16 protein-coding genes are annotated in these 17,342 nt (G+C 60.8%); 6 read left to right on the top strand and 10 right to left on the bottom strand.

What is annotated here, in order from left to right:
• The first annotated feature begins 1 nt into the window (after position 1).
• On the top strand, positions 2–1,936 hold the full coding sequence (locus tag KVG91_RS11030; protein ID WP_318840888.1) for a BCCT family transporter: 1,935 nt from the start codon (positions 2–4) through the stop codon (positions 1,934–1,936).
• A gap of 153 nt (positions 1,937–2,089) precedes the next feature.
• Here KVG91_RS11030 and choV read toward each other — a convergent pair whose 3' ends face one another.
• The 3 genes from choV to KVG91_RS11015 form a co-directional block, all read right to left on the bottom strand.
• Entirely contained in the window at positions 2,090–3,268 is a 1,179-nt protein-coding gene (gene choV / locus KVG91_RS11025; RefSeq protein WP_169377010.1) for a choline ABC transporter ATP-binding protein, read from the bottom strand.
• Positions 3,265–4,110 (bottom strand): choline ABC transporter permease subunit, encoded by an 846-nt coding sequence (gene choW / locus KVG91_RS11020; protein WP_169377011.1) that lies wholly within the window; start codon positions 4,108–4,110, stop codon positions 3,265–3,267. Before choW ends, choV begins: the two co-directional genes overlap by 4 nt.
• Positions 4,111–4,179: 69 nt before the next feature.
• The gene (locus tag KVG91_RS11015) at positions 4,180–5,127 is read right to left on the bottom strand and encodes a choline ABC transporter substrate-binding protein (protein WP_169377012.1); all 948 of its coding nucleotides are present in this window, start codon (positions 5,125–5,127) and stop codon (positions 4,180–4,182) included.
• Between the two features lie 415 nt (positions 5,128–5,542).
• On the opposite strand from KVG91_RS11015, the gene KVG91_RS11010 reads away from it, so the two are divergent.
• Complete coding sequence (locus KVG91_RS11010) at positions 5,543–6,919, top strand: L-serine ammonia-lyase (RefSeq protein ID WP_169377013.1); 1,377 nt, start codon at positions 5,543–5,545, stop codon at positions 6,917–6,919.
• 502 nt (positions 6,920–7,421) lie between these two features.
• Complete coding sequence (gbdR, locus tag KVG91_RS11005) at positions 7,422–8,525, top strand: choline metabolism transcriptional regulator GbdR (RefSeq protein WP_076953225.1); 1,104 nt, start codon at positions 7,422–7,424, stop codon at positions 8,523–8,525.
• Between the two features lie 95 nt (positions 8,526–8,620).
• On the opposite strand, the gene KVG91_RS11000 is transcribed toward gbdR, so the two are convergent.
• From KVG91_RS11000 to KVG91_RS10980, 5 genes are all read right to left on the bottom strand, one after another.
• The gene (locus tag KVG91_RS11000) at positions 8,621–8,884 is read right to left on the bottom strand and encodes a hypothetical protein (protein WP_169377014.1); all 264 of its coding nucleotides are present in this window, start codon (positions 8,882–8,884) and stop codon (positions 8,621–8,623) included.
• 225 nt (positions 8,885–9,109) lie between these two features.
• Positions 9,110–9,604 (bottom strand): thioesterase family protein, encoded by a 495-nt coding sequence (locus KVG91_RS10995; RefSeq protein ID WP_169377015.1) that lies wholly within the window; start codon positions 9,602–9,604, stop codon positions 9,110–9,112.
• 96 nt (positions 9,605–9,700) lie between these two features.
• Positions 9,701–10,666: an L-carnitine dehydrogenase gene (locus KVG91_RS10990; RefSeq protein ID WP_169377016.1), complete on the bottom strand. Its 966-nt coding sequence runs from the start codon at positions 10,664–10,666 to the stop codon at positions 9,701–9,703.
• A 150-nt stretch (positions 10,667–10,816) separates the two neighbouring features.
• The gene (locus KVG91_RS10985; protein ID WP_169377017.1) at positions 10,817–11,704 is read right to left on the bottom strand and encodes a BKACE family enzyme; all 888 of its coding nucleotides are present in this window, start codon (positions 11,702–11,704) and stop codon (positions 10,817–10,819) included.
• Between the two features lie 72 nt (positions 11,705–11,776).
• Positions 11,777–12,721: a choline ABC transporter substrate-binding protein gene (locus KVG91_RS10980; RefSeq protein WP_169377018.1), complete on the bottom strand. Its 945-nt coding sequence runs from the start codon at positions 12,719–12,721 to the stop codon at positions 11,777–11,779.
• Between the two features lie 193 nt (positions 12,722–12,914).
• Here KVG91_RS10980 and KVG91_RS10975 point away from each other — a divergent pair, with 193 nt between their 5' ends.
• Positions 12,915–13,859: a GlxA family transcriptional regulator gene (locus tag KVG91_RS10975; protein WP_169377034.1), complete on the top strand. Its 945-nt coding sequence runs from the start codon at positions 12,915–12,917 to the stop codon at positions 13,857–13,859.
• A 68-nt stretch (positions 13,860–13,927) separates the two neighbouring features.
• Positions 13,928–15,106: an AAA family ATPase gene (locus KVG91_RS10970; protein ID WP_169377019.1), complete on the top strand. Its 1,179-nt coding sequence runs from the start codon at positions 13,928–13,930 to the stop codon at positions 15,104–15,106.
• Positions 15,107–15,283: 177 nt separating this feature from the next.
• Here KVG91_RS10970 and KVG91_RS10965 read toward each other — a convergent pair whose 3' ends face one another.
• Complete coding sequence (locus KVG91_RS10965) at positions 15,284–15,700, bottom strand: DUF3010 family protein (protein WP_169377020.1); 417 nt, start codon at positions 15,698–15,700, stop codon at positions 15,284–15,286.
• Between the two features lie 40 nt (positions 15,701–15,740).
• Positions 15,741–16,142, bottom strand: coding sequence for a lysozyme inhibitor LprI family protein (locus tag KVG91_RS10960; protein ID WP_169377021.1), 402 nt, complete (start codon positions 16,140–16,142; stop codon positions 15,741–15,743).
• 221 nt (positions 16,143–16,363) lie between these two features.
• On the opposite strand from KVG91_RS10960, the gene KVG91_RS10955 reads away from it, so the two are divergent.
• A complete protein-coding gene (locus KVG91_RS10955) occupies positions 16,364–17,341 on the top strand; it encodes a dipeptidase (RefSeq protein WP_015886257.1) in 978 nt (325 codons plus the stop codon).
• Position 17,342 lies beyond the last annotated feature (1 nt).

Below are 17,342 nucleotides of genomic sequence, written 5' to 3'. Positions count from 1 at the left end.
GGTGTTCTACACCTCCACCGCATTGATTCTGTTGTTGACCGCCATCCTGATCATCGCCCCGCAGGAGGCCGGGCGCATGCTCGGCGTCGCCCAGGCCTGGCTGTCGAAAAGCTTTGGTTGGTACTACATGGTGGTCATCGCCGCCTACCTCGTCTTCGTGGTCGGCCTGGCGTTTTCGTCCTATGGCAAATTGAAACTGGGCAGCAAGGACGACACCCCGGACTTCAGCTACGGCGCCTGGGCCGGCATGTTGTTCTCGTCGGGTATCGGTATCTCGCTGTTGTACTTCGGCGCCTCCGAGCCCCTGGACCACTACTTCAACCCGCCCGAAGGCGCGGCCGCCAGCAATGGCGCCGCACGCCAGGCGCTGCAATTGACCTTCCTGCATTGGGGCCTGCACGGCTGGGCGATCTATGCCCTGGTGGGCCTGGCCGTGGCGTACTTTGCGTACCGCCATAACCAGCCGCTGGCCTTGCGTTCGGCGCTGTACCCGCTGGTGGGCGAGCGTTGGGTAAAAGGCGCGGCCGGCCATGCGGTGGATGGCTTCGGTATGTTCGTGACCCTGCTGGGCCTGGTGACCAACCTGGGGATCGGCTCGATGCAGGTTTCGTCCGGGCTGGAAAACCTGTTCGGCATGCAGCACAGCAACACCAACCTGCTGATCGTGATCATCGTGATGAGCACCGTGGCCACCATCGCGGCGGTGTCGGGCGTGGAGAACGGCATCCGCCGCCTGTCCAACCTCAACATCGTGCTGTTCAGCGGCTTGCTGATCTTCGTGCTGTTGTTCGGCCCGACCCTGCATTTGCTCAACGGCCTGGTGCAGAACACCGGTGACTACCTCAACGGCATCATCCTGAAAACCTTCGACCTCTATGTGTACGAAGGCGACGCCGACAAGACCGAGCGCTGGATGGGCCTGTGGACCCTGTTCTACTGGGCCTGGTGGATTTCCTGGGCACCCTTCGTGGGCATGTTCATCGCGCGCATTTCCCGGGGGCGGACCGTGCGCGAACTGGTGGCGGGCGTGTTGCTGATCCCGCTGGGCTTTACCCTGGCGTGGCTGTCGATCTTCGGTAACTCGGCCCTGGACCTGGTGCTGAACCACGGTGCGGTGGAGCTGGGCAAGACCGCCCTGGAACAGCCGTCCATGGCTATCTACCAACTGCTGGAACATTACCCGGCGTCGAAAATCGTCATTGGTGTGTCGATCTTCGTGGGCTTCGTGCTGTTCCTGACGCCTGCGGATTCCGGCGCGGTGATGATGGCCAACCTTTCCTGCAAAGGCGGCAATGTGGACGAAGACGCCCCGCATTGGCTGCGGATCTTCTGGTCGGGGGTGATCACCCTGGTGACCATCGGCTTGCTGTTCGCGGGTAACTTCGAGGCCATGCAGACCATGGTGGTGCTGGCGGGGCTGCCGTTCTCGGTGGTGCTGGTGCTGTTTATGTTCGGTTTGCACAAGGCGATGCGTCAGGACATGGCGATCGAACAGGAGCAGGCGCAATTGGCCGAGCGCGGCCGTCGCGGTTTCAGCGAGCGCTTGACCGCGCTGGACCTGCAACCGAGCCAGGGCACCGTGCAGCGATTCATGGACAAACACGTCACGCCGGCGCTGGACGAAGCGGCGATTGCGTTGCGTGATCAGGGGCTGGAAGTGCAGACGTTGCTGGGTAAATCCAAGCGCTGCATCGGGGTGCGGATCGAGAGGGAAGAGGGCAACCCGTTTGTTTACGAAGTAAGCCTGGATGCCTATTCGTCGGCGCCGAGCGACTTGCCCGAGGAAGAGCGTACGCGTTACTACCGTGCCGAGGTCTACCTGCACAACGGTGCTCAAGAGTACGACCTGATGGGGTTCACTCAGGAGCAGATCACCCGGGATGTGCTCGATCAGTTTGAAAGCCATCGGCAGCTCCTTGGCCGGGTTTATAGCTGATAGTTGAACGCTGCTCCAAAGTTGAAATGCGACCAACTGTGGGAGCTGGCTTGTCGAATCGTCGCACCGCTGCGATAGCGGTGGTGAATTCACTGCAGCTATCGCAGGCAAGCCAGCTCCCACATTGAGCCGGTTTCTTCAGTGGGTCTGGGCTTAGCCCAGGTTTTTGCCTAGAAGAGCATGGTAGAGCTCGCTGTCGCCCAGAATACCCACCACCTGGTTGTTGTCATGCAACACCAGCTTGTTGCCGGTCTGGTAACGGATCTGCAATGCGTCGCGCATGCCGATATTGGAGTCCACCAGCGTCGGCACCCGACCCAAGCCTTCCACCGCTTGCCCCGGTGCCCAGTTCTGCAGGTTCATCGCCACGCCGTTCTGGCGCGCGCCCTTGATGGTGTTGCCTTCGGCCAGGTCCAGCCAAGAATCGCCGCCCGGGTCCAGGCACACCGAACCGTTCACGTGCGTGCACTTGTCCAGGGTGCGCATCAGGCTGCGGCCGCACAGTACGTTCAGCGGGTTGGTATGGGCGACGAAGGTGCGCACATAGTCGTCCGCCGGGTTCAGCACGATTTCTTCCGGCACGCTGTACTGGATGATCTTGCCGTCTTTCATGATCGCGATACGGCTGCCGAGTTTCAGCGCCTCGTCGAGGTCATGGCTGACGAACACGATGGTCTTGCTCAGCTTGCGCTGCAGCTCCAGCAGTTCATCCTGCAGGCCCTGGCGGATCAACGGGTCGAGGGCGGAGAAGGGTTCGTCCATCAGCAGGATATCGGCGTCCATCGCCAATGCGCGGGCCAGGCCGACGCGCTGCTGCATGCCGCCGGAGAGTTCGTCCGGCTTCTTGTTGCGCCATTGGGTCAGGCCCACCAGTTCGAGTTTTTCATCCACCAGCTTGCGCCGGTCTTTCTCCGGGCGACCCTGCATTTCCAGGCCAAAGCTGATGTTCTCGCGCACCGTCAGCCAGGGCATCAGGGCGAATTTCTGGAACACCATGGCGATACGCTTGGTGCGCATCATTTTCAACTCGGCCGGCGTGCAGGACGCGATATCGATCTGGCGCCCTTCATGTTCCACGAACAACTGGCCACGGCTCACGGTATTGAGGCCGTTGATGCAGCGCAGCAAGCTGGATTTGCCGGAGCCCGACAGGCCCATCAGCACGCAGATCTCGCCTTTCTCGACATCGAGGCTGGCTTTTTCCACGCCGACGATCTGGCCGGTCTTTTTCAGGATTTCATTGCGGCTCATGCCCTGGTCCAGCAGCTTGAGCGCTTCGCGTGGGTCTTTGGAGAAGATCACGTCGACATTGTCGAATCGGATAATGCTCATGCATCACCCCCTACTTTAGCGTCGGGTTGTTTGCAGATGCGGTCGAGCATGATGGCCAGCAGCACGATCGCAAGGCCAGCTTCAAAGCCCAGGGCGATGTCGGCGGTGTTGAGTGCGTTGACCACCGGTTTGCCGAGGCCGTCCGCGCCCACCAGGGCCGCGATCACCACCATCGACAACGACAGCATGATGCATTGGGTAATGCCGGCGGCAATGCTCGGCATGGCGTGAGGCAGTTCAATGCGCGAGAGCAGTTGACGGCGCGAGCAGCCGAAGGCCTTGCCGGCGTCCATCAACTCTTGCGGAACATCGCGGATACCCAGGTAGGTCAGGCGGATCGGCGCGGCAATCGCGAACACCACCGTGGAAATCAGCCCGGGCACCACACCCAGCCCGAAGAGGGTCAGGGTAGGGATGAGGTAGACGAAGGTCGGTACGGTCTGCATCAGGTCGAGCACCGGCCGCATCAGGGTGTAGAACATCGGTTTGTGCGCGGCAACAATGCCCAGCGGCACGCCGATGACCACGCAGACCAGGGTGGCGAACAGCACCTGCGCCAGGGTCTCCATGGTTTCCTGCCAGTACCCGAGGTTAAGGATCAGCAGGAAGGAGGCGATGACAAAAACAGTCAGGCCCCATTTACGTTGAATGAAGTGAGCCAGCAGCGCAATCAGACCGATCAATGCCAGCGGATTGAACCAGGTCAGCGCAAACGTCACGCCGTGGATCATCGTTTCCAGTGTCGATGCGATTGCGTCGAAGTAGTTGGCACCGTTCTGGGTCAACCATTCGACGAAGGCAGCGATGTACTGGCCTAGTGGGATTTTCTGTTCAGTCAGCATGGTAGTGAATGTCCACATGCGAAGAGGAAAACATCCCGGGGCAGCGCACCGCCCCGGGGTCAGCGGGGGTTACTGGGCGAGGTAAGCCTTGACGGCTTCCAGACCTGGTTTGCCATCGACGGTGGTGACACCGGCGAGCCAGGTGTCGAGTACTTGCGGGTTCTTCTTCAGCCACGCCTTGGCGGCGGCGTCGGGTTTCATCTTGTCGTCCAGCACGTTACCCATCAGGGTGCTTTCCATGTTCAGGGTGAACGACAGGTTCTTCAGCAGTTGGCCAACGTTGCTGCATTCCTGGGTATAGCCCTTGCGGGTGTTGGTGTAGATGGTGGCCTGGCCGTAGTTGGGGCCGAACGAATCGTCACCCCCGGTCAGGTACTTCATCTTGAAGCGGGTGTTCATGGGGTGCGGTTCCCAACCGAGGAACACGATGGCCTGGTCGCGCTTGGTGGCGCGCTCGACCTGAGACAGCATGCCGGCTTCGCTGGATTCGACCACCTTGAAGCCGGCGGTTTTCAGGCCGAAGGCGTCTTTGTCGATCAGCGTCTGGATGGTGCGGTTGCCGTCGTTGCCCGGCTCGATGCCGTAGATCTTGCCGCCCAGCTCATCCTTGAATTTGGCGATGTCGGCGAAGTCTTTCAGGCCTTTGTCGTACAGCGCCTGCGGGACCGCCAGGGTGTATTTGGCGTTCTCCAGGTTGGCGCGCACGGTTTCCACGGTGCCGGCATCACGGTACTGCTTGATGTCGTTTTCCATGGTCGGCATCCAGTTGCCGAGGAAGATGTCCATGTTCTTGCCGTCGGCCAGTGACTTGTAGGTCACCGGTACCGAAATCATCGTGGTGCGCGGCTTGTAGCCCAGGCCCTTGAGGACTTCGCTGGTGGTCGCGGTGGTGACGGTGATGTCGGTCCAGCCGACATCGGAGAAGTTGACGGTCTTGCACTGTTCCGGTTCTGCGGCGTGCGCCATCACTGGCAGACTCAGCATGGCGGCCAACAACAACGAGGGTGAACCTTTCATCTGGGTAGACTCCTGTGTTTTTTCTGGCGGCTTTCACCGCGCTTTATAAGTGTTGCGGTTGGTGCGTGCGACGAAGCGGATGGCACGGTGCCCTGCAAACGAGTCGGGACTGATCATGTACCAGTGAAAATCTGACGCCTACAGGGGGCGTCGTATCCAGTACAGGGATGGTCGTATCCAGTGTCGGTGACGTCGCTTACAGATTTTTCCTCAGGCAAAACTGCAGTTTTTGCCCATCTGCACCGTTAAAAACGGCCAAAACAGCTGATCGCACGCAAGCGACGCTCGTGAGCATGGTTGCGTCGGTGTGAGACGCCGTGACGGCGGACAAAAGCCGGATGATGCCGCCATCTGGGCGATCTGAGCGTAGCACCTCGTTCAAGCCTGGCCGTGCTTATCGAGGAGTTCTACCGCCATGGCTATCAGCGTTTTCGACCTGTTCAAGATCGGCATCGGGCCTTCGAGTTCTCACACCGTCGGCCCCATGCGCGCCGCGGCGTTGTTCGTTCAAGCATTGCGTGAACGTGACCTGTTGGAACAGGTTCGGCGCGTCGAAGTTCAGCTGTACGGCTCTTTGTCGGCCACCGGCATCGGCCACGGCAGCGACACCGCGACCATCATGGGCCTGATGGGCGAGTGGCCGGACGCGATTGACCCGTCGCAAATCGGCGTGCGCATTCACACCCTGCGCGAGACCGATACGCTATTGCTGGATGGGCGATTGCCGGTGCCTTTCATTTGGGCCCGGGACATGCGTCTGCTCGACGAAAACCTGCCGTTCCATCCCAACGCCATGACGCTGGTGGTGTGGGGTGATGAGGGCGAGTTGCACCGCGACACCTACTACTCCGTCGGCGGCGGCTTTGTGGTGGATCAAGCCCAGGCCGAGAGCGGCGTGGCAGATAGGGACCGCACCGAGTTGCCTTACGATTTTTCCAGCGCGGTGGAGCTGTTGCAACTGTGCAAGACCCACCACCTGCGCGTGGCCGAGTTGATGCTGGCCAACGAAAAGGTCTGGCGCTCCGAGGAAGAAATCCGCAGCGGCCTGATGAAGCTCTGGCGCGCCATGCAGGCGTGTGTCGAGCAGGGCCTCAAGCACGAAGGCATCCTGCCTGGCGGCCTGAATGTGCGTCGTCGCGCGGCCAAGTTGCACCGCAGCCTGCAGGAGCTGGGCAAGCCGAACGTGATCGGCTCGACCTTGAGCGCCATGGAGTGGGTGAACCTGTTCGCCCTGGCCGTCAACGAAGAGAACGCCGCCGGCGGGCGCATGGTCACTGCACCCACCAACGGTGCGGCGGGGATTATTCCGGCGGTCCTGCATTACTTCATGAAATTCAGCGAGGACGTCACCGAGGCCAACGTGGTCGACTACCTGCTCAGTGCGGCGGCGGTGGGGATTCTGTGCAAGAAGAACGCCTCGATCTCCGGTGCCGAAGTCGGTTGCCAGGGCGAGGTGGGATCGGCCTGCGCGATGGCGGCCGCCGGTTTGGCCGAAATCCTCGGCGCGACGCCGGAGCAATTGTGCAATGCCGCCGAAATCGGCCTGGAACATAACCTGGGCCTCACGTGCGACCCGGTCGGCGGGCTGGTGCAGGTGCCGTGCATCGAGCGCAATGCGATTGCGGCGGTCAAGGCGATCAATGCCGCCCAGATGGCCCTGCGCGGTGACGGCCAGCATTTTATCTCGCTGGACCGCGTGATCCGCACCATGCGCGATACCGGGGCGGATATGCATGACAAGTACAAAGAGACGTCGCGAGGTGGGTTAGCGGTGAGTGCTGTGGAATGTTGAGTCAGTGACACTGCTATCGCAGGCAAGCCAGCTCCCACCTTTGGAATGCGTTCCCCTGTGGGAGCCGGGCTTGCCCGCGATAGCGGTAGTTCAAGCAACACTGCGCATAAAGTGAACACCCGAACCAAAACCGCCGCCTTTTAGCGCGTCGCAAATAGATAAGTAGCTTGCGAACGATTTCCAGCCTGACCACCCGTCCACCGCGCCTGCGGTGACAGACTTTTCCCACACCCTCAAAGCGCCTTCCCACAAGTGCTACCGATCTGCTCACACCCCTCGAGCAGGCTCGTTCCTACGGCCAATTCCGGCCATATCCCTACGTCCGGCACGGGCTTGTTTAGACGCGTCAGCAGGTCGTTTTTAGGATTTATTGAATAGCCATTCAAATTCAGGCACGGCATTTGCTCTATCAATTCAAAGCCTCTGCCCTTGCTGTAGGGAGAGCGTAATAACAAGAGCCTCGCCTGAGGCCACCACCTGCTTTGTGTGAGGAGATACCGCGATGACGTCGTCCAACGCCGGGGCCCAACCCCAGAACCGTGCGCCTCAATCCATCGGCTTTTTGCTGCTGGATAATTTCACGCTGATTTCCCTGGCTTCGGCAGTCGAACCGCTGCGCATGGCCAACCAGCTTTCCGGCCGCGAGCTGTATCGTTGGACCACCCTAAGCGTCGACGGCAACCAGGTGTGGGCCAGCGACGGCCTGCAAATCACCCCGGATGCGGCCATGCAAAAAGCTCCGGCCCTGGACACGGTGATCGTGTGCGGCGGCGTGGGCATCCAGCGTACCGTGACCCGCGAACACGTGTCCTGGCTGCAAAGCCAGGCGCGCCAGTCCCGTCGCCTGGGTGCGGTGTGCACCGGCAGTTGGGCCCTGGCCTGCGCCGGTCTGCTCGATGGCTTTGACTGCAGCGTGCACTGGGAATGCCTGGCCTCGATGCAGGAAGCCTTTCCCCGCGTGGCCATGAGCACACGCCTGTTCACCCTCGACCGCAACCGCTTCACCAGCTCCGGCGGCACCGCGCCGTTGGACATGATGCTGCACTTGATCAGCCGCGATCATGGCCGTGAACTGTCGGCCGCTATTTCCGAAATGTTCGTGTACGAACGCATCCGCAACGAACAGGATCACCAGCGCGTGCCGCTCAAGCACATGCTGGGCACCAACCAGCCGAAGCTGCAGGAAATCGTCGCGCTGATGGAAGCCAACCTCGAAGAGCCGATCGACCTGGATGAACTGGCGGTGTATGTCGCCGTGTCCCGTCGGCAACTGGAGCGGTTGTTCCAGAAATACCTGCACTGTTCGCCGTCGCGCTACTACCTCAAGCTGCGCCTGATTCGCGCGCGGCAGTTGCTCAAGCAAACGCCGATGTCGATCATCGAAGTGGCGTCGGTGTGTGGCTTCGTGTCCACGCCGCACTTCTCCAAGTGCTACCGCGAATACTTCGGCATTCCGCCACGGGATGAGCGCGTTGGCTCCAATACCACGCAGCAGGTGGCGATGATGCCGATTCCGCAGGCGCTGGTGTTGTCACCGCTGTCGGGGCCGATGTCGGCGTTGAGCCAGGCGCGCAATGAGTCGACTTTTGCCAGTGTAAGGCTCTAGACCGCGTCGTCTGCATCGCAGGCAAGCCAGCTCCCACATTTGACTGTGTTCACAGATCAAACTGTGGGAGCTGGCTTGCCTGCGATAGCGATCTATCAGGCGCCAGAGCTCTGCTTGAACTGCACCAAAGCGGGCAACAACTGCTTATCGATCGCCTGCCGCACCGCCGGCAAAATCGTCGCGCTGCCGGTGTACATCTGCTCCACCATGCCCTTGAGCGCCTTGGCCCGCGCCGCGCTCAAGCCGCGCACCGCAGACTCGCAAGCCTGTTCGGCGGTGGCGCCGCTGGAGACCTCGAAACCCAGTGAGCGCAACTGGCTAAGCAGGTCGTCCTGGTCAATCAAATCCGCGTGCATCATGACGTTTAATCCTGGTGAGGGGAGCGGGGTTTGACCTTGATTCTGGTAGTCGCTCAAACAGTCGGCAAGGGCAGAATGCGTCAATGCCTCAGATGGCTATGAGCGTGTCGTTTTCGGGCCATGTACCGAGCGCACTTACCGGCACACTGAACCCAGGCACACAGCTTGAAGGTTTGGTCACCCTCGGGATGTACGGCTCACACAAAACATTCTGCCCCGATCCAGTCACGGCTGGTCGGGGCTTTTTTGTTGGCCGGGCAAGCCGATGACGCGGCCGAGGAGGGCGGGCCTGGGCAGTTCGGCGTGTGATGCGATGAGGGCCGAGAGTTGCGCCAGCGTGGCCTCGCTGAACGGCGCCGAGCGCGGGCCGGTGAGGTCGACGTGCAGCAGCATTTGTTCGTTGCCGGCCAATTCCTTTTCATCACCGACTGAATGCAGGCTGTGATAGAGGTGCAGACGCTTGGCGTCGTGAGCGATCAATTGCGTGCGCACCTCGACCTCGGCGCCGAGCTTCACTTCGTGCAGGTAGTTCAGGTGCAGCTCCAGGGTGAACAGCGAATGGCCGCTGGCTTCGCGGTTTTCGCTGTCCAGGCCTAGCGTGTCCATCAACGCGTCGGTGGCGTAGCTGAAGATCAGCAGGTAGAACGCGTCGCGCAGGTGGCCGTTGTAGTCGACCCAGTCGGGTTGGATTTTGGTGGTGTAGGTTTTTAATCGGGGCATGGGTCTGTACTCGGTCAAAAATGTGGGAGCTGGCTTGCCTGCGATGGCGATGCAAGATTCACCGCCGCCATCGCAGGCAAGCCAGCTCCCACAGGGTTATTCGGCGAAGCTCATACCGTGTTTGGCTTTAGTCACCTTCACAGCCTCAAGCACCGCCAGCAAGCAATCATCACGATAGCGCTCCAGCGCCGAAATGCTGTGTTTGCCCAGTTGATCGCTGGTCCCCGCCACCACATCATCAATCAACGTGTCGGTCAGCTCCGGTGCCGGCAAATACGTCCACGGCAGCTGCAGCGCCGGGCCGAACTGGGCCATGAAATGCCGCATCCCGGCATCGCCGCCGGCCAGGGTGTAGGTCAGGAAGGTGCCCATGAATGACCAACGCAGGCCTGCGCCAAAGCGGATCGCGTCATCGATTTCGCCGGTGGTCGCCACGCCGTCGTTGACCAGGTGCAAGGCCTCGCGCCACAGCGCCTCCAACAAGCGGTCAGCGATGAAGCCCGGCACTTCCTTGCGCACATGCAACGGGCGCATGCCAAGGGATTCATACACCGTGATCGCCGCCTGGATCGCCTCCGGCGCGGTGTGCTTGCCGCCGACCACTTCCACCAGCGGCAGCAGGTAAACCGGGTTGAACGGGTGACCGACCACGCAGCGTTCCGGGTGGGTCGAGCCCTCGTAAAATTCGCTCGGCAACAGGCCCGAGGTACTCGAACCAATCAGCGCATTGGGCTTGGCGGCGGCGCTGATCTTGCTGTGCAAGTCTAGTTTCAGTTCCAGGCGTTCCGGGGCGCTTTCCTGGATGAAGTCGGCGTCTTTCACACATTCCTCTATGGTTGCGACAAAGCGCAAGCGGTCCTGCGAGGCACCCGTTGCAAGGCCTTGTTTCTCCAGGGCGCCCCAGGCATTGGCGACGCGTTTGCGCAGCGCGGCTTCGGCGCCGGGCGCTGGGTCCCAGGCGACCACATCCAGGCCATGGGCCAGTGCGCGGGATACCCAGCCACTGCCGATGACACCGCTGCCGAGGGCGGCGAAGGTTTTGATTTCGGTGATAAAGCTCATTGGCGACGTTCCTGAATAATGTGATGAACCCCTGTGGGAGCCGGGCTTGCCCGCGATGGCGGCATTCCAGGCTGTAGAGAAGTGCCAGATGTACTGGCCTCATCGCGGGCAAGCCCGGCTCCCACAGGGTTATATGTTGTCTGGAGTGGATCAGCCGCGCTTGGTCAGGCCCATCTTGATTCGGCCTTCCGCCGGGGTCATAACCCGCGCGCCCAGGCGGCTGAGGATTTCACTGGCGCGCTCCACCAATTGACCATTGGTGGCGAGCACGCCCTTGTCCAGCCACAGGTTGTCTTCCAGGCCGACCCGCACGTTGCCGCCCAGCAGCACCGCTTGCGCCGCCATCGGCATTTGCATGCGGCCGATGCCGAAGCCGGCCCACACAGCGTCGGCGGGCAGGTTGTCGACCATGGCTTTCATGGTGGTGGTGTCGGCCGGCGCGCCCCAGGGGATGCCCAGGCACAGTTGGAACAGCGGGTTGTCGAGCAAACCTTCCTTGATCATCTGCTTGGCGAACCACAGGTGGCCGGTGTCGAAAATTTCCAGCTCGGCCTTTACGCCCAGTTCCTGGATGCGCTTGGCGCCGGCCCGTAGTTGCGCCGGGGTGGACACGTAAATGGTGTCGCCATCGCCGAAGTTCAGCGTGCCGCAATCCAGGGTGCAGATTTCCGGCAGCAGCGCCTCCACGTGGGCCAGGCGCGTCAGCGGGCCGACCAGGTCGGTGTTGGGGCCGAACGCCATCGGGTTCTCGCCGCTACCGATCTCCAGATCGCCGCCCATGCCGGCTGTGAGGTTGACGATGATGTCGATGTCCGCCTCGCGGATGCGCTCCATCACTTCGCGGTACAGGGCCACGTCGCGGCTGAACTTGCCGGTTTCGGGGTCACGCACATGGCAATGCACCACCGTGGCGCCGGCCTTGGCGGCTTCCACCGCGGCGGCGGCGATTTGTTTGGGGGTGACCGGCACGTGTGGGCTTCGGCTGGTCGTGTCGCCAGCACCGGTGAGTGCGCAGGTGATGATGACGTCGTGGTTCATGGGGCGGTTCCTTACAGGCGTGATGATGCCGTTCGCAGCCGGTCGGGGCTGCGAAGCGGTGATTGAAAAGGGTTATTGGCGAGTCAGTTGGAGATTGACCGCAGCCGGTTTGCCATCGAAGGTGGTTACGCCTTCCAGCCAGCGCGCCTGGTCTTGCGGGTGATCCTTGAGCCACTGCTTGGCCGACTCGATAGGATCCTTGTGATCCAGCAAAGGCTGCATCATCCGGCTCTCGTCGGCGGCGGTGAAGGTGAGATTGGTCAGCAATTTGTGCACGTTGGGGCACTGTTGTGCGTAGGTCGGCGCGGTGACTGTCCACACGGTCGCCTTGCCCTCGTTCGGGCCCAGGGCGTCTTCGCTGCCGGTGAGGTAGGTCATGGCGACGTTGACGTTCATGGGGTGCGGCGCCCAGCCGAAGAACACCACCGGCTCCTTGCGACGAACCGCACGGTCGACGGCGGAGAGCATCGCGGCTTCACTGGACTCGACCAGTTGGAATTTGCCCAGGCCGAACTGGTTCTTGGCGATCATCGCCTTGATCTGGGTGTTGGCGCCCGAGCCTGGCTCGATGCCGTAGATCTTGCCACCCAATTCTTTCTCGAATTTGGCGATATCCGCGAAGGTTTTCAGGCCCTTGTCCGCCAGGTACGTCGGCACGGCGAGGGTGGCGCGGGCGTCTTCCAGGCTGGGCTTGTCGAGGACTTTGACTTGCTTGGCGTCGACGAACGGCGTGATGGTCTGGGTCATCAGCGGGTTCCAGTAGCCCAGGAACAGGTCTAGGCGCTGGTCGCGGATGCCGGCAAAAATGATTTGCTGGGAGGCGCTGGTCTGTTTGGTCTTGTAGCCGAGGCCGTCGAGCAGCACCTGGGCCATGGCACTGGTGGCGATCACGTCGGTCCAGTTCACCACGCCCAGGCGTACGTTCTGGCATGAAGCGGCATCCGCTGCCATGACGTGGGTGCTCAAAATAGCGCTGACGCTGAGTGCAAGCACGCTGCGGCTGATCAGTCGGTTCATGGTGGATCCCTCGGCAGGTCGTTATTGTGGGGTCCGGCGTCTTTGTGCGCCGTGGGGTCACGTTACGCAGCTTGCGGGGCGGTAAAGCGCACGGCGGCGACCCGCTCTTGCACTGCAGCGACCTGTCCTCTTGAATCCGCCCATGAACGGGAGTATCACAGTGCCACGCTGGCCGTCCGACGAGAGCGCCACCATGTCCCAGGATTACTATTTCTTGCTGATGCCAGGGTTCTCGGCCATCGGCTTTATCTCCGCGCTGGAGCCGCTGCGGGTGGCCAACCGGTTTCGCGGCGAGCTGTACCGCTGGCATGTTTTGAGCGCCGATGGCGGCGCGGTGCTGGCGAGCAATGGCATGTCGGTCAACGCCGACGCCGCGCTGGAACCGCTGAAAAAGGGCGCGACGCTGATGGTGGTCGCCGGCTTCGAACCGCTGCAGTTCGCCACCCCCGCGCTGGAACACTGGCTGCGCCGCCTCGACCACGACGGCGTGACCCTCGGCGCCATCGACACCGGCGCCTGCGTGCTGGCTGAGGCGGGCCTGCTCGATGGCCACCGACTGACCCTGCACTGGGAAGCCATCGACGCCTTCAAGGAGTCGTATCCGCACCTGAGCGTGACCCAGGAACTGTTCGAGATCGACCGCCGCCGCATCACCTGCGCCGGCGGCACGGCATCCATCGACCTGATGCTCGACCTCATCGCCCAGGCCCACGGCCCGGAGTTGGCGATCCAGGTCTCCGAACAATTCGTGCTCGGCCGCATCCGCCCACGCAAAGACCACCAGCGCATGCAGATCGCCACGCGCTACGGCATCAACAACAAGAAGCTGGTGCAAGTGATCGGCGAGATGGAACAGCACACCGAGCCGCCGCTGAGCACCTTGGCGCTGGCCGACGCGATCAAGGTGACGCGCCGCCAGCTGGAACGCCTGTTCCGCCTGCATCTTAACGACACGCCGAGCAACTTCTACCTCGGCCTGCGCCTGGAAAAAGCCCGGCAGCTCTTGCGTCAAAGCAATATGAGTGTGCTGGAGGTGAGTATTGCGTGCGGGTTTGAGTCGCCGTCGTATTTCACCCGAAGTTATCGGGCGCGGTTTTCGAAATGTCCGAGGGAGGACCGGCGACGGGAGGTGGTTTGACGGGCAATTATAGTCAATTATACTAGCGACTATAATTTATAGTCCTTTCAATAATTGAGTATAAAACCATGTCCAAGCACATTGGCTTTGTGTTCCGTCGCCCCACCTTGGCGCATAGCATTGCCGACGGCCTGGTGGGGGCTGGTATTCAGGATTTCACCTCAGGCCTGTTTCTTGCTGCGCCGCGGCGTACGGGCAAAAGTACTTTTTTGCGCGAGGATTTGATCCCGGAGTGTCAACTCCGAGGCTGGCTTAGCGTGTATGTCGATCTGTGGGCTGACAAAGAGAAAGATCCAGCGGAATTGATTGCCAGCGCTATTGCCACAGCGCTGGTTCCCTATGAAAAGGGCATTCGCAAGCTTGCCAAGAACATTGGAATCGAGAAACTGAGCTTTCTGCGTACCTTGTCTTGGGACTTTAGCCAGCCACAATTGCCTGTGGGCGCAACGCTGACCCAAGCCTTGGAGTTGCTCCACAGTGCCGCAGAAAAACCCGTAGTACTGGTGATAGACGAAGCACAGCACGCCTTGACCAGTGATTCAGGTATCAATGCGATGTTCGCGCTGAAGGCCGCCCGGGATCAGCTCAACCAGGGTCGTGACGAGGACGGCAGTGGCTTGCACCTAGTGTTCACCGGATCCAACCGCGACAAGCTGGCCCATCTGGTATTGGGTAAGAGCCAACCATTTTTCGGCTCCAGCATCACGCCGTTTCCGCTGTTGGGCAAGGAGTTCACCCGAGCCTACACCGTACACCTCAATGCACACCTGGCGAGCACCAACCAGTTCGATGCCTGCGATATTGATGAGGCGTTTGAGTTGGTGGGTCGCAGGCCCGAGATGTTGCGTACCATCATCGGTGAAGTGGCGCTGGAACTGGGTGAGGCGAGTAATCTTGGGCAATTACTGCACGGACGCGCTGAACTGCTGAGAGCCGGAGTTTGGACCGAATTCGAAAGCGCATGGAACGACCTCACCATTCCCCAGCGCGCGGTATTGGAAGTGATGGTAGCTCGTTCGCTGAACAACGAACCCTTTGCCCCGTTTACCGACAGCACTCTCACGGCAGTCAGCAAAAAACTGGAAGACATGGGCAGCGATATGGTGCCAGGCACTCAGACCATTCAAGCCTGTATTGACGCACTGAGGGACAAAGAGCTGGTGTGGAAGTCGAGCCGAGGTGGCTATGCCCTGGAAGACAAGTCCTTCGGCGATTGGCTGCTGCACAAGAGCCGCACACTTGACTAAAGGCGCCACAAACCAAATGTGGGCTGGCTTGCCCGCGATTCTCCCTGTAGTGAGCGGGCTTGCCCCGCGCTGGGTGGCGAAGCCGCCCCAATAGAGGCATCGCCGAGTTTCAGGTAGAACTCAGGTGCCGGGTTTGGGGCCGCTTCGCTGCCCAGCGCGGGGCAAGCCCGCTCACTACTATTTTTTCACCAGTGCGGAACACGCCGCCTTGAACGCCTCATGCTGATACTTGTTCAGCGTCGCCGGCAGATCAAAGTTGTGCTTCTTGTTCTGCGCGTTGAGGGTCTGCGGCGACAGCAGCGTCACTTCAACCCCTTCCAGCAACTGAAACACGCCTTCAATCTTGAACGTGGTCGGGCCACCGGCGAATTCGCCTTTCTTGCTGCGCTTCTTGATGGCGATACGGGTGATGGCGTTTGCCTGCACAAACGCCTTCACCTGAGCCGCGAAGGCTTTGACGTTGGCCGCTTCATCATCGTCTTCCAGCGCGATTTTCTTGGTGGCCAGGGCGACGTGGGTCAGCGCCTGGTTGTCCAGGGAGGCGACGGCGATGATGGCTTCGCTGCCTTTGATTTCGATGCCGCAGATGGTCATGAATAGCCTGCTTCAGAAAGAAATTGACGGGGATTGTCGCTTATTCCTGCCCAATCGACTCCAAAAACTCCGACCGCTCATCACTCATCCGTGCCAGGCAATCATTCTGCGCAATCGCGTAGGCCTTGGTGCCGTTCACCGCCGGGAAGGTGTCCACCGCGCAATCGGCATCGCGCAGTTTTTCCCACTTCTGCTGGGCATCCTTCAGACGAGCGGTAATGTCAGCCAGTTTGGTCTTGTCGCTGCCATAGACCGAGGCCATGCGTTCCAGCAGGCCCTGGTAGTTGTCTTTGAGCAGTTGTTCTGCGGTGGTCTTGTTGTAAGAGGCGCATTCCAGGGTTTGCTTGTCGTTTTCGATGCCGTCGCACGGCGTGCTGTCGGTGTCGTCGGCCGCGTGGGCGGCGGTTGCGATGAGTGCCAAAGCCAGGAAAATCGATTTCATTGCGCCGTCTCATATCAGGTGATGCGGGAATTCTGGCTCAAGCGTAAGACAAAGAACAGCCGCCAGTCAGACCTCTCTTAACAGCCTTTGTCGCGGATTGACGCTTTCGGCAATTCCCCTGTCGTTTTTGCACCCGGCTCTGTCGGCCCCTGGGCATATGCTGGCCCCAAAGCGCCGGCAGACGATTCGGCGCGTGAAACGCCACAATAAGGGGACGCCTGATGAGCCCAGCCGAGTTGCACGCCGACAGCATCGTTATCGACGGGCTGATTATTGCCAAGTGGAACCGCGACCTGTTCGAGGATATGCGCAAAGGTGGCCTTACCGCCGCCAACTGCACGGTGTCGGTGTGGGAAGGGTTCCAGGCCACCATCAACAATATCGTGGCCAGCCAGACCCTGATCCGTGAGAACAGCGACCTGGTGATCCCGGTGAAAACCACCGCAGACATCCGCAAAGCCAAGGAACAAGGCAAGACCGGCATCATCTTCGGTTTCCAGAACGCCCATGCCTTCGAAGACCAGCTCGGTTATGTCGAGATCTTCAAGCAGCTCGGCGTGGGTGTGGTGCAGATGTGCTACAACACCCAGAACCTGGTGGGTACCGGCTGCTACGAGCGCGACGGCGGCCTGTCGGGCTTCGGGCGTGAGGTCGTCGGCGAGATGAACCGCGTCGGCATCATGTGCGACCTGTCCCACGTGGGCTCCAAAACCAGCGAAGAAGTCATCCTCGAATCGAAAAAGCCGGTGTGCTACTCCCACTGCCTGCCGTCCGGGCTTAAAGAGCACCCGCGCAACAAATCCGACGAAGAACTGAAGTTCATCGCCGACCACGGCGGTTTTGTCGGCGTGACCATGTTTGCGCCGTTCCTGGCCAAGGGCATCGACTCGACCATCGATGACTACGCCGAAGCCATCGAATACACCATGAACATCGTCGGCGAAGACGCGATTGGCATCGGCACCGATTTCACCCAGGGCCATGGCCAGGATTTCTTCGAAATGCTGACCCATGACAAAGGCTACGCGCGCCGCCTGACCAGCTTCGGCAAGATCATCAACCCGCTGGGCATCCGCACCGTGGGCGAGTTTCCCAACCTCACCGAAACCCTGCTCAAGCGCGGCCACCCCGAGCGTGTGGTGCGCAAGATCATGGGCGAAAACTGGGTCAACGTCTTGAAGGACGTCTGGGGCGAATAAG

This window comes from Pseudomonas azadiae (assembly GCF_019145355.1).
Taxonomy (GTDB): domain Bacteria; phylum Pseudomonadota; class Gammaproteobacteria; order Pseudomonadales; family Pseudomonadaceae; genus Aquipseudomonas; species Aquipseudomonas azadiae.
The sequence above is the reverse complement of the archived record's forward strand: the minus strand, read 5'-3'. Positions and strand labels throughout refer to the sequence as shown.